This window comes from Paenibacillus sp. NAIST15-1 (genome assembly GCF_001894745.1).
In the GTDB taxonomy this organism is placed as follows: Bacteria; Bacillota; Bacilli; order Paenibacillales; family Paenibacillaceae; genus Paenibacillus_B; species Paenibacillus_B suaedae.
Genome location: NZ_BBYF01000003.1, coordinates 382416 through 395705, shown reverse-complemented (window position 1 = coordinate 395705; position 13290 = coordinate 382416). Strand labels below are relative to the sequence as shown.

The window sequence follows — 13290 nt, the reverse complement described above, 5'->3', positions numbered from 1 at the left end:
GAATTTCAAAAACAATGGGTTGACACTTGCAATCTGTTAATATCTCAAGCAAAATAAGGGAAGCGGATTCGCGCTTCTCTAATGAAGGGAAAGAATGCGATGAGCAGATGGACTGAACGTCATATTTTATTTGCACTACACGAAGCAGAAGGAATTGGATGGCACACTATTCGTGACTTAATGGATAGAATAGGGCTATTGGGGCTGCCATGCTGGTTGGATCGATCTTCCTCGCAGTGGCAGGAATCTGGATTGAAGCCGAATGTGGCTGACAAGCTAGCTGCACAGTTTCGTTCCGACCGTCTCGAGCAGCGACTTGAGTTCACGAAGCGCAGCGGCATTGAATGGATAACGGCGCTTGATGAACAGTACCCATTATTATTGAAGGAAATCCCTCAATATCCTTGGGTGTTATATGGTAGAGGAGATTGGAAATGCCTCGGGGAAGCTTCCGTTAGTATCGTAGGTACACGAACGCCTACGTCATATGGCAAGAAGGTCGCAGCTACACTAGGGGAGCAGCTAGGACATATAGGGCTGCATGTGGTTAGCGGGCTAGCGAGAGGGATAGATGCATTCAGTCATGAAGGCGCTCTCAAGTATGGCAGAACGGTTGCAGTCATGGGGACGTCATTTGACCGAGTGTATCCACCCGAGAATCGAAGCTTGGCAGGAAGAATTGAAGAGAACGGAATTGTCATTACCGAGTATCCGCTCGGCATGAAGACGCACCCGGGAATGTTCCCACTTCGGAATCGAATTATTGCGGGGTTGTCCCTGGGAACAGTTGTTGTAGAGGCCAATTTGCGCAGTGGCGCCTTAATTACGGCGGACATGGCGTTAGAGTCGAATCGCGAAGTATTTGCCGTTCCTGGTCCGATTACATCTCCGAAGTCGGCAGGGACGTTGAAATTGCTGTACGAAGGCTCGGCTAAATTAGTTCGTTCGGCTAGTGATATTGTGGAAGAATTCAAAGGTTGGTTGACAACAATCCCTTCGCCGTACAATAATGAAACGGTCGACGCTATTGGGGAACAACCCCTAACTGATGAAGAGAAGCGCATTTATAAGCTCATTTGTGATCAAGACAGTACAATCGATGACTTAATGCAGCGCAGCAGTTCGACATTTGCGCAACTCCATGAAGTTTTGTTATCCTTACAATTAAAAAAACGAATCCGAGAAGGCCCGGGGGCCGTATATAGCTCGGAATGATAGTGCAGTATGCTGGAGAGGAGGATGCGCCTGTGGCGGATTCACTAGTAATTGTCGAGTCACCTGCGAAGGCCAAGACAATTGGAAAGTATTTAGGAAGCAAGTATATAGTGAAAGCATCAATGGGGCATGTTCGCGATTTGCCGAAGAGTCAAATTGGCGTTGAGATCGAGGACAATTTTGCACCCAAGTATATAACGATTCGCGGTAAAGGCAGCGTCCTGAAAGAATTGAAGGATGCTCGGAAAAAAGTAAAAAAAGTGTATCTCGCAGCTGACCCCGATCGTGAAGGAGAAGCGATTGCTTGGCATTTAGCACACGCTCTCGAATTGGATCAGTCAGAAGCTTGCCGAGTCGTATTTAATGAAATTACGAAGCAAGCGGTGAAGGATGCGTTCAAAACCCCGCGTCAAATCAATATGGACCTCGTTCATGCACAGCAAGCGAGACGTATCCTTGACCGTTTGGTCGGTTATAAGATAAGTCCGCTTTTGTGGAAGAAGGTGAAGAAAGGATTGTCGGCCGGACGCGTGCAGTCCGTGTCCGTCAAACTGATCATCGACCGGGAAAATGAAATTAGCGCGTTCATTCCGGAAGAGTATTGGACGATTACAGCACGCTTGAACATGGGCAAGTCTTCATTCGATGCGAAGTTCTACAGTATCAATGGGGAGAAGAGAGAGCTTACGAGCGAAGCTGAAGTAAATGAAATTCTTCATGCGATTAAGGGCAATTCATTTGTCGTCAGCGAAGTGAAAGAGAGAGAGCGTCTACGTCATCCTTCGCCTCCGTTTACGACAAGCTCCTTGCAGCAGGAGGCTGCCCGCAAATTGAATTTCCGTGCGGCGAAGACGATGTCTGTTGCACAGCAATTATATGAAGGGGTCGACCTTGGCAAAGAGGGAACGGTAGGTCTCATTACGTATATGCGTACGGACTCTACGCGTATTTCCCAGACAGCACAGGAAGAAGCGGGAGAGTTCATTAAGGGTCATTACGGCGACGACTATATGCCTGAGACTCCGCGTCAATATGTGAAGAAAAATGCGAATGCGCAGGATGCGCATGAAGCGATCAGACCTACATCCATAATGCGAACTCCTGACGAGATGAAGTCCTTCTTGAGCCGGGATCAGTTCCGCCTATACAAGCTGGTATGGGAACGGTTCGTGGCAAGCCAGATGACATCTGCCATTATGGATACGATGACCGTAGATATCAAGGTTGGAGAAACGATGTTCCGTGCGAACGGATCCAAAATCCGCTTCCCTGGCTTTATGAAGGTGTATGTGGAGGGCAACGACGATGGCACGGTTGAGGATGACAAGTTTCTGCCACCGCTCACTGTTGGAGACAGCATGCAGACCGAACAGATTGAGCCGAAGCAGCATTTTACACAGCCGCCACCGCGTTATACAGAAGCTCGACTGGTCAAGACGCTAGAGGAGCTTGGAATCGGACGGCCGAGTACATACGCGCCAACACTGGAAACAATTCAGAAGCGCGGATATGTAGCGATTGAAGAGAAGAAGTTTGTCCCAACAGAATTGGGCGAGCTGATCATTCAACTCATGGAAGAGTTCTTCCCAGAAATTTTGGATGTCGAATTTACCGCTCACATGGAAGAGGATTTAGACCATGTCGGTGAAGGACAGCAGGATTGGGTCAAGGTACTTGCGGATTTCTATGAATCCTTCGAGAAACGACTGCTTGTAGCGGAAGAGGAAATGAAGGAAATCGAAATCGAGGATGAAGTGTCCGATGAGATTTGTGAGAAATGCGGACGTCATTTTGTATACAAGATGGGTCGGTTCGGTAAATTCCTGGCATGCTCAGGCTTCCCGGATTGCCGCAATACACGCCCGATTGTAAAAGATACCGGTGTTACTTGTCCGAAGTGCCACGAAGGCAAGCTCGTTGAGCGCCGCAGTAAGAAGGGACGTGTCTTCTATGGATGCGACCGCTACCCAGAATGCGATAATGTGATGTGGGATCGCCCTTCTGCTAAGCCTTGTCCTTCGTGCGGAAGCTTGATGATTGAGAAACGGAGCAAACAAGGAACGAAGCTAATCTGCACAAGCTGTGATCATAATGAGCAGGTGCAAGAAGATTCAGATGATGAATAAGGAGCTGCTGGCATACACATAAATGAACGTGACCGTGCTGTGGGATGTCAGGCTTCGCTGCTGTAATTCTCGTGCTATCTTCACAAGTTTACAGTCTGAATTACGATAATAAAGGTTAGCTCTGCATCGCGGCTGCTTATTCAAGGAGCCGCGATCAGTGCTTTTGCATATAACTGAGGGGGATATCAACAAATGAATCAGCCTAGAGTAACCGTCATTGGTGCAGGATTGGCGGGGAGCGAGGCGGCATGGCAAATTGCACAGCAAGGCGTGCCTGTCACACTATATGAAATGAGACCTGTCAAACAGACTCCAGCTCACCATAGCGGACGGTTTGCTGAACTGGTGTGCAGCAACTCGCTGCGAGCAAATGGATTGAGCAATGCAGTAGGTGTATTGAAGGAAGAAATGCGCTACATGAACTCATTGATCATGAGCGCAGCTGATAAACATGCTGTACCAGCAGGTGGAGCATTGGCGGTTGACCGTGAAGGCTTCTCGGATGAGATTACGAACACGCTGAAGGAGCATCCGCTAGTTGAGGTGCGCAACGAGGAAGTTGCGGATATTCCTGAGGATGGTATTACTGTCATTGCGACAGGTCCTTTGACATCCGAATCGTTATCCGCACGTATTAAAGAATTGATGGGTGAGGAGTACTTCTACTTCTACGATGCGGCGGCGCCTATCATTGATAAAGATACAATCGATATGAACAAGGTATATTTGGCTTCTCGTTATGATAAGGGTGAAGCTGCATATTTGAATTGCCCAATGAATGAAGAAGAGTTCAATGCGTTCTACGAGGCGATTATTACAGCAGAGAAAGCTGAACTGAAAACATTCGAGAAGGAAGTTTACTTCGAGGGCTGCATGCCGATTGAGGTAATGATGAGCCGCGGTAAGCAGACAGCTCTGTTCGGGCCAATGAAGCCAGTAGGTTTGGTTGATCCGAATACAGGCAAGACGCCGTATGCTGTTATTCAGCTTCGTCAGGATAATGCAGCAGGCACACTATACAACATGGTCGGATTCCAGACTCACTTGAAATGGGGAGAGCAGAAGCGGGTGTTCCGCATGATCCCTGGTTTGGAACAAGCCGAATTTGTACGTTATGGCGTTATGCACCGCAATACGTTCGTTAACTCACCGAAGCTGCTTGAGCCAACTTATCAATTCAAGGGCCGACCATCCTTGTTCTTTGCTGGTCAGATGACAGGGGTAGAAGGTTATGTGGAATCTGCAGCATCGGGATTGATTGCAGGACTGAATGCAGCACGGTATGCAGCGGGCAATTCATGTCTTGTATTGCCGCAGCAAACGACATTAGGAAGTATGGCGAATTACATTACAACTGCGGACTTTAAGCATTTTCAACCTATGAATGCGAACTTTGGCTTGTTCCCGCCGCTGGAGACTCGTATTCGCAACAAAAAAGAAAAGAACGAAGCCATCGCAAATCGTGCGCTTGATACGCTGCGTGCATTTCAGGAAGAGCATGGCATCCACATCAAATAATTGGTGAAGCGTAAGGAAGCAGCGGCCGTTTTGTGCATGTCTGGTTCCTTTGCGCGTTCATGAGGCAGGAGGCTTGGTAGAGTGGAATATTCATTTCATGCAACAACGATTTGTGCGGTAAGACATAATGGTGCAGCTGCGATTGCAGGCGACGGTCAGGTGACCTTCGGCAACAACATGGTGATGAAGCAGCACGCACGCAAGGTTCGACGCTTATATCGCGGTCAGGTAGTCGCTGGATTTGCAGGTTCGGTAGCGGATGCGATTACATTGTTCGAGAAGTTCGAAGGCAAGCTGGAGGAGCATCACGGCAATCTGCAGCGTGCAGCAGTCGAACTTGCGAAGGACTGGCGTCAAGATCGTGTGCTTCGCAAATTAGAAGCATTGATGATTGTAATGGATGCGACCCATATGCTGCTTATTTCGGGCGGAGGAGAGATTATTGAGCCTGATGACGATGTCATCGCAATCGGATCTGGTGGATCATTTGCACTCGCTGCTGGACGCGCTTTGAAACGACATTCTCCGAATATGACAGCCAAAGAAATGGCGGAAGCTTCACTTCAGATTGCAAGTGAAATCTGTGTATACACAAATGACAATATTGTGGTTGAACAAATTTAGTAGCCGTATGGCAGCCGGAGCGGAGGGATAGTAATGAATCAGCAAGCGTGGACACCTCGACAAATCGTTACTGAATTGGATAAGTATATTGTTGGTCAGAAGAATGCGAAGCGTGCCGTTGCGATTGCACTGCGCAACCGATATCGCCGTGGACTGCTTGATGAGAGCATCCAAGATGAGATCGTTCCGAAAAATATCTTAATGATCGGGCCTACAGGTGTGGGTAAGACGGAAATTGCCCGTCGCCTGGCGAAGCTTGTTCATGCGCCATTTGTTAAAGTGGAGGCGACGAAATTCACCGAAGTAGGTTATGTCGGTAGAGATGTCGAATCCATGGTTCGAGATCTAGTAGAAACATCGATTCGAATGGTGAAGCTGGAGCGTACAGAGAAGGTGAAGGACAAAGCAGAGGAAATGGCAAACGAGCGTATTGTTGAATTGCTAGTGCCTACACCTCAATCGAATAAGAATGGCCGTAACCCGTTTGAGTTGTTGTTCGGCCAGAACAACAACCAGGAACAGTCATCTCCTGAGAAAGATCCAGACCCGGGCATCCAAGAGAAGCGCCGCAAAGTACGTTTCGAATTGTTGTCTGGACAGCTCGAGAACGATATGATTGAAATCGACGTGGAAGAGAATACGCCGAGCATGCTTGATTTCCTGTCTGGCCAAGGTAATGAGCAGATGGGCATGAACATGCAGGAGATGTTCGGTAATCTGCTGCCTAAGCGCATGAAGAAGCGCAAGCTGACGATTAAGGAAGCACGCAAAGTTTTAACACAAGAAGAAGCGGGTAAGTTAATTGATATGGACGATGTTACTCAGGAGTCCATTCGACGTGCAGAGCAATCCGGCATCATCTTCATTGATGAGATCGACAAGATTGCTTCCAGCGGGCGGGGAGGTTCTGGCCCGGATGTATCCAGAGAAGGGGTACAGCGAGACATTCTGCCGATCGTAGAAGGCTCAACCATTATGACCAAGTATGGGCCTGTAAAAACAGACTATGTGTTGTTTATTTCAGCAGGTGCCTTCCATATCGCCAAGCCGTCTGATCTTATTCCCGAATTGCAGGGACGATTCCCGATTCGTGTCGAATTGAACAATCTGTCGCTGGATGACTTCGTGTCCATCTTGACGGAGCCGAAAAACGCATTGACGAAGCAATATGTCGAATTATTGAAGACAGAGAACATTGAAATACAATTTTCGGATGAAGCAATCCGGGAAATTGCCAATATTGCTGCAACGGTGAATCAGAACATGGAGAATATCGGGGCAAGACGCCTTCATACGATCATGGAGAAGCTGCTCGAAGACTTGTCTTTCGAGGCGCCAGAGCTGACATTGGAGACATTTCAGATTACACCGGAATATGTACGTGAAAAACTAGCAGATATTTCTCAGAACCGGGACTTGAGCCAATATATTTTGTAGTATAATCCGACAAAGTGTGACAATTGTTATTGAGATATAGACCAGTCAAAATGTTCGACAAACTATTTAGAAAAAGCCCTGACTTTCGGACGAAAGATAGGGCTTTTTTCTTATTGTGTTATAACCCAAAGTTTAAGATGATAGGTATGGCGTTAATTATCTTCTTCTGTCATAAAATTAACAAATTGAATGAATAATCGCGAATCATGCACATGCGTCCTTCGACTTATGCACAAAAACAAATATTTTGTCGAAAAAAAGAAGGAGAAACGTCAAAGTAAATGGTATAGTAATATAGTCAAAATTTTAAACAACGAAAAGGAGGGGTTATTGTGGATCTATTGAATGGCGTTCATATGTCGCGCCTGGAAGGTGCCATTCAAACTTCTGTAGCGAGGCAGAATGCGATTTCAAATAATATTGCGAATGTCGATACGCCATATTTTAAGCGTTCGGAAGTGCAATTTGAATCTCTCCTGAGAGATCAGATGGAGGGCGGGTCTCTGGTAGGTCGCCGAACGAATGAAAAACACTTTTATATTGGGCCTTCTCAATCAACGCCGTCCATGCAGGTGATTCGCGACCAAGCTACCGTGATGGGCAATAATCGCAACAACGTCGACATGGATCGTGAAATGACGATGCAGGCGGAAAACCAGTTGCGCTACAACACCTTTATACAGCAGCTTAACCATCATATTAATATGATGCGAACATCAATGGATGTTAGGAGGTAATCGATAGTTATGAAGATTAGCAACAGTTTTCAAATTAGCTCGTCCGGTTTAACCGCTCAAAGATTGCGCATGGATGTCATCTCCTCCAATATCGCGAATGCGGAGACGACGCGTGCACAGTATGTGAACGGGAAGTTCGTACCTTACACTCGCAAGGTTGTCGTCATGTCACCGACAGAGCCGACTTTCCAACAATCCTTTGAAGCTGCGATGAAGGGTGAGCCGACATCAAGAGGGGTTAAAGTATCCCAAATTAAAGCGGATAATTCGGCCTTCAAGATCGCATACAATCCGACACATCCGGATGCAGATGAGAATGGTTATGTAACGATGCCTAACGTCGACATAGCGAAGGAAATGGTCGATATGATCTCAGCAACTCGATCATATGAGGCGAATGTGACAGCACTCAATGCTTCCAAATCGATGGTTATGAAGGCGCTCGAGATCGGCAAGGGATAATTTCGCTATTTTTCGACAAAAATCTGCCGAACCATTCGGATAAGGAGGGAAAAGAGTGATTCAGAATACAATGCTCCCAATACATATGGCTCAGCCGGCCACGTCTTCTACGGCCGCAGCAGGGCTGAAGCAGAATTCACCATCAGAAGTGACAAAGTCTTTCGGCACTTTCTTTGCAGATGCACTCCAGCAACTTGAAGGACAAGAGCAGCAAGTCCAGACGATGAATGACAAGTTTATACTGGGTGAAGTTGATGTCGATCAACTCATGATCGCCTCAGAGCGTGCGCTACTCGGCATGCAGCTGACTACTCAAGTGCGCAATAAGGTCGTTGAAGCGTATCAGGATATTATGCGCATGCAGTTATAACAGCGTGATGTCTTACATAGTTTGGGTGGGGTGACGTGAAGTGAATGAAAAAGTGACCCAATATCGTGATAAAGCGTCTCGATATTGGAATCAATTCAGCAAGAAACAAAAGGCATTGCTGTTGTCGACAATTGGCCTTGTACTCGTAGCTGCAGTTATCATGACGTATTTATTTTCGAAAACCGAGTATGAACTCGCATTTCGCGATTTGAACGCAAATGATGCGGCTGGCATCATTGAGTATCTAAATTCAAACAACATTCCGTATCAATTAAGTTCCAATGGAAGCCAAATATCCGTCCCAAGCACCTCAGCTGCAAAAGTTAAGGTGGATGTTGGTGCGCAAGGGATTGTGAAGAATGGCTCGATCGGCTTCGAATCATTCGGCGCTGACGGGCTAATGAGCGGAATGACCGACAATGTATTTGACGTGCGCTATAAGAACGCATTGAACGGAGAAGTCGAACGGTTACTGCGTCAAATGCAAGGCGTTCAGGATGCAAAAGTAATCGTCAATTTGCCTAAAGAGACGGTATTTGCTACACCGGATCAAGAACAAGCATCGGCATCCATCGTGCTTAGCTTTAAAGGCGGCTATCAGCCGAACCAAGCAGAAGTTGATGGATATTTCAATTTGGTGAAGACAGCTGTGCCGCATTTGCCGATTGAAAATATTACGATTTCTAGCAATGAAAGTATGTTCTTCGCTTCGGGTTCAGTCGGCGGTAATGGCAAAAACGCGCTCGGTGAAGTCGATGAGCAACTCAAAATTCAGCGTAAGTATGAAAACGATATTCGCATGACCGTTCAGCAGTTCCTTAATGGCCAATTTCCGGCTGACAAGGTTCATATCCTTGTCTCTGCCAAATTGAATTTCGACAAAATCCACAAGAAAGAAGATCTTGTCGAGCCTGTAAATAAGGAAGAGATGAAAGGAATTGAAATTAGCGTACAGGAAATGCAGGAATCCCATACAGGTAAAGGTTCACCTGAAAGTGGTGTTGCTGGCGTTGGCGATGGAGAAGTAACGAATTATCCTTCTGCATCTAACGGCGGAGAGACGAACTCCGAGAAATCCCAACGAACGACCAATTACGATGTGAATCGGATATCGAACACGATTGAAGCAAGTCCATATGCTGTTAAAGATTTAACCATTCATGCAGCAATCGACTCAGATCAAATGCAACAAGATCGAGTGCAGCAAGTCGAAAAGGTGCTGCGCAGTATTGTTGCCACTCAATTAAGAGATTCAGGTGTTACATATACAGACGTTGATCTGACGCAAAAAGTTTCTGTTATGACTCAAAATGGTTCTAAAGATGGAGTCGTGTCGGACAATCAGTCGATTCCGAACTGGGTATGGTATGGCGCGGGTGCGCTTGGATTACTAGCTGTGGCAGGAGGAATTACCTACGCGGTCGTCCGCAAACGCAGACAAGAAGAGGAAGAAGAATATTACGAGACCGAAATGTCTGGTCCGTCTCAACTCGAACTTCCTTCTATTGACTTAGAGAATTTGACTGGCGAACATCAGGTACGTAAACAGCTGGAATCGCTAGCGAAGAAGAAACCGGATGAATTTGTTAAATTGCTGCGCACATGGCTAGTAGAGGAATCGAGGTGAGCGGAATGGTCAAAGGCGGATTAACAGGCAGACAGAAGGCGGCGATTTTGCTCATAACGCTCGGGCCGGAAGTGTCAGCTCAAATATTCAAGCATCTTAGGGATGAAGAAATTGAGCAGCTTACGCTCGAAATTGCAAATGTCCGCAAAGTAGATGCAGCGGAAAAAGAAGCGGTAATGAGCGAATTTCACCAAATTTGCCTAGCACAGGAATATATATCGCAAGGCGGTATTACATACGCAAAAGAAATTTTGGAGAAGGCACTAGGACAGCAGAAGGCGCTGGATATTATTAATCGCCTGACAGCAACGCTGCAGGTGAGACCGTTTGACTTCGCACGCAAGGCAGACGCACAGCAGATCTTCAACTTTATACAGAACGAGAATGTTCAAACGATTGCGCTGGTTCTCTCTTACTTGCAGACCGAACAAGCTTCGGTCATCCTATCCTCGCTTCCTCCTGAGAAGCAGGCAGAGGTGGCGAGAAGAGTTGCGTTGATGGACAGCACTTCGCCGGAAGTTATTAGTCAGGTGGAGCAGGTGCTTGAACAGAAGCTTTCGTCGACGGTTACCCAAGATTACACAAGCGCAGGCGGCATCGAATCGATCGTCAATATCTTGAATGGTGTCGATCGAGGAACAGAGCGGACGATTCTGGACTCTCTCGAAATTCAGGATCCGGAATTGGCCGAAGAAATCAAAAAGAGAATGTTCGTATTCGAGGATATCGTCAATATCGACAACCGTTCGATTCAACGCATTATCCGCGACATCGACAACAGCGATTTGCAGCTTGCACTCAAAGTTGCAAGCGAAGAGGTACGCGAGTCGATATTCCGGAATATGTCCAAGCGTATGGCGGATACATTCAAGGAAGAAATGGAATTTATGGGGCCTGTACGGCTTCGTGATGTGGAAGAAGCACAGACTCGAATCGTGTCGACTATCCGTCGCTTAGAAGAAGCGGGTGAAGTGATCATCGCTCGCGGCGGAGGAGATGATATCGTTGTCTAATGTCATCAAATCAACCGAGTATGTTCCTGTCGAGCAGCTGAGAATGCTGGAGGCGGTGCGCCGCCATCTCAGACAGGACGCGGCACCGGTAGAAGATCAAGCTGAGCCGTTGACTGCGGAACATGTCTTGAATAAGGATGAGCAGCTTGCAAGCTTGCGGCAGTCCATTCTCGATGATGCAGAATCGTTCGCTGAAGAGCATGTACGCAATGCAGCAGACGAGGCTGAGACGATGTTAAGCGAAACTCGTGAACAGATCGATGCCTGGTGGACAGAGCGAAGAGAACAAGATGAGCAGCTTGTCGAGTCACTGAAGCAGCAAGGATATGACGAAGGCTATCAGCAAGGGATGGCACAAGCGGAGCAGGAAATACAGCAGGCATATGAGCGCAAGATTGCTGAAGCTCAAGCCGTTTTGCAGCAAGCGTATCAGGCCAAAGAGCAAATCCTCCAGGAGGCGGAGCCTTTCGTCGTTACGCTTAGCTGTGCCGTTGCTGAGAAGGTCATTCAGCAGCAGCTCACGGTTGACCCGGACATTATACTCGAAATCGCACGAAGAACACTTGCCCGCAAGCGTGAGAGCGGCACAATTACACTGTGTGTGTCGCCTGAGCAGTTCTCCTTCGTCCATGCAGCACGTGAGGAGCTTGGATTTGCAATAGACTCTCAAGCAGAACTTGAGATTATTCCAGATACAAGCGTGAACGATGGAGGTTGTGTTGTACGGTCATCCCTTGGAAGCATCGACGCCCGCATAGACACACAGTTGTCTGAAATCAAGAAGGCACTTCTGCAGGTGGCGATTCAGCAAGAGGAGCGTATAGACGATGGCGCTTAATTACAAATGGAATGCGAATAAATATATGGATCATTTACGGCAAATAGATCCAGTTCGTGTTAATGGTAAGGTAACGCAAGTAATCGGGCTGATGGTTGAATCTGAGGGGCCGGATGCAAGTGTTGGGGAAGTATGTTATATCTACCCGACGAAGGGCTGCGAGCCGTTGATGGCGGAAGTGGTAGGCTTCCGTGACAATAAGGTGCTTCTTATGCCGCTTGGCGAGCTGCAATCCATTGGCCCTGGCTGTGATGTTGTAGGCACAGGAAAGCCATTGAGTGTATCGGTTGGCTCAGAACTGCTTGGCAAGGTGTTAGACGGGCTAGGAAGACCGCTCGACGGATCTTTCTTGCCGACACGAATGTCGCAGTATTCGACAAATAATATTCCGTCCAACCCGCTTAAGCGTCAGCGTGTAAGCGAACCGATTGGAGTAGGAGTAAGGGCAATTGATGGTTTGCTAACGATTGGGAACGGGCAGCGGGTTGGTATTTTTGCCGGATCTGGTGTCGGGAAGAGTACACTTCTTGGCATGATTGCACGCAATACAGATGCGGATGTAAACGTCATCGCCCTGATTGGGGAACGCGGACGCGAGGTGCTCGAATTTATCGAACGGGATTTAGGGCCTGAAGGGCTTGCTCGTTCGGTTGTTATTGTTGCAACCTCGGATCAGCCTGCGCTCGTTCGGATTAAGGGCGCGCTTATTGCGACAACGATAGCAGAGTATTTCCGAGATCGTGGGATGAATGTGATGCTGATGATGGATTCAGTAACTCGTTATGCAATGGCAATGCGTGAGGTTGGACTTGCCGTTGGGGAGCCTCCGGCGACACGCGGTTATACACCGTCCGTGTTTGCAAGCTTACCGAAGCTGCTGGAGCGTTCAGGAACGGGAACAAGCGGTTCAATTACTGCGTTCTATACGGTTTTAGTAGATGGTGACGATATGAACGAACCAATTGCCGATGCGGTTCGGGGGATACTGGATGGACACATTGTATTGAACCGGAACATCGCCAATAAGGGACATTTTCCTGCAATTGATATATTGGCCAGCGTCAGTCGGGTTATGAAGGATATTGTGCCGAAGGATCACCAATTGTCAGCAGAGCAGTTGAAGCGGCTGCTGGCAGTCTACCGTGAATCGGAAGATTTGATTAACATCGGCGCTTATCAGCAAGGCAGCAATCCTGCTATCGATGAAGCGATTGCCTATATCGAGCAGATCGAAACCTTTACAAAGCAGCGTATTGAAGAGGAAGCTTCCTATGAGGATACGGTGGAACAATTAATGATGCAATTTCCAGGGAGTTGAATGAG

At 47.5% G+C, this 13290-nt stretch carries 12 protein-coding genes; all 12 read left to right on the top strand.

Going from position 1 to position 13290, the window contains the following annotated elements:
* Positions 1–99 precede the first annotated feature (99 nt).
* The 12 genes from dprA to fliI all read left to right on the top strand — a co-directional run bounded on the left by dprA (position 100) and on the right by fliI (position 13285).
* Positions 100–1215 carry a DNA-processing protein DprA gene (gene dprA / locus PBN151_RS09430; protein WP_072728980.1) on the top strand — a complete coding sequence of 372 codons (1116 nt, stop codon included), beginning with the start codon at positions 100–102 and terminating at the stop codon, positions 1213–1215.
* A 32-nt stretch (positions 1216–1247) separates the two neighbouring features.
* Entirely contained in the window at positions 1248–3341 is a 2094-nt protein-coding gene (gene topA / locus PBN151_RS09425; RefSeq protein ID WP_072728776.1) for a type I DNA topoisomerase, read from the top strand.
* Positions 3342–3533: 192 nt separating this feature from the next.
* Positions 3534–4859 carry an FADH(2)-oxidizing methylenetetrahydrofolate--tRNA-(uracil(54)-C(5))-methyltransferase TrmFO gene (gene trmFO / locus PBN151_RS09420; RefSeq protein WP_072728775.1) on the top strand — a complete coding sequence of 442 codons (1326 nt, stop codon included), beginning with the start codon at positions 3534–3536 and terminating at the stop codon, positions 4857–4859.
* A gap of 81 nt (positions 4860–4940) precedes the next feature.
* Positions 4941–5483, top strand: coding sequence for an ATP-dependent protease subunit HslV (gene hslV, locus PBN151_RS09415; protein WP_021256561.1), 543 nt, complete (start codon positions 4941–4943; stop codon positions 5481–5483).
* A gap of 33 nt (positions 5484–5516) precedes the next feature.
* Positions 5517–6920 carry an ATP-dependent protease ATPase subunit HslU gene (hslU, locus tag PBN151_RS09410; RefSeq protein ID WP_072728774.1) on the top strand — a complete coding sequence of 468 codons (1404 nt, stop codon included), beginning with the start codon at positions 5517–5519 and terminating at the stop codon, positions 6918–6920.
* A gap of 332 nt (positions 6921–7252) precedes the next feature.
* A complete protein-coding gene (gene flgB, locus PBN151_RS09405) occupies positions 7253–7657 on the top strand; it encodes a flagellar basal body rod protein FlgB (RefSeq protein WP_021256559.1) in 405 nt (134 codons plus the stop codon).
* 9 nt (positions 7658–7666) lie between these two features.
* The gene (flgC, locus tag PBN151_RS09400) at positions 7667–8119 is read left to right on the top strand and encodes a flagellar basal body rod protein FlgC (RefSeq protein WP_021256558.1); all 453 of its coding nucleotides are present in this window, start codon (positions 7667–7669) and stop codon (positions 8117–8119) included.
* A gap of 55 nt (positions 8120–8174) precedes the next feature.
* Positions 8175–8489 carry a flagellar hook-basal body complex protein FliE gene (gene fliE, locus PBN151_RS09395; protein WP_072728773.1) on the top strand — a complete coding sequence of 105 codons (315 nt, stop codon included), beginning with the start codon at positions 8175–8177 and terminating at the stop codon, positions 8487–8489.
* 40 nt (positions 8490–8529) lie between these two features.
* Positions 8530–10116, top strand: a complete 1587-nt coding sequence (gene fliF / locus PBN151_RS09390; protein ID WP_021256556.1) for a flagellar basal-body MS-ring/collar protein FliF — start codon at positions 8530–8532, stop codon at positions 10114–10116.
* 5 nt (positions 10117–10121) lie between these two features.
* Positions 10122–11129 (top strand): flagellar motor switch protein FliG, encoded by a 1008-nt coding sequence (gene fliG, locus PBN151_RS09385; RefSeq protein ID WP_005550597.1) that lies wholly within the window; start codon positions 10122–10124, stop codon positions 11127–11129.
* Complete coding sequence (locus PBN151_RS09380) at positions 11122–11967, top strand: FliH/SctL family protein (RefSeq protein WP_021256555.1); 846 nt, start codon at positions 11122–11124, stop codon at positions 11965–11967. Before fliG ends, PBN151_RS09380 begins: the two co-directional genes overlap by 8 nt.
* The gene (fliI, locus tag PBN151_RS09375) at positions 11957–13285 is read left to right on the top strand and encodes a flagellar protein export ATPase FliI (RefSeq protein ID WP_021256554.1); all 1329 of its coding nucleotides are present in this window, start codon (positions 11957–11959) and stop codon (positions 13283–13285) included. Before PBN151_RS09380 ends, fliI begins: the two co-directional genes overlap by 11 nt.
* Positions 13286–13290: the final 5 nt, after the last annotated feature.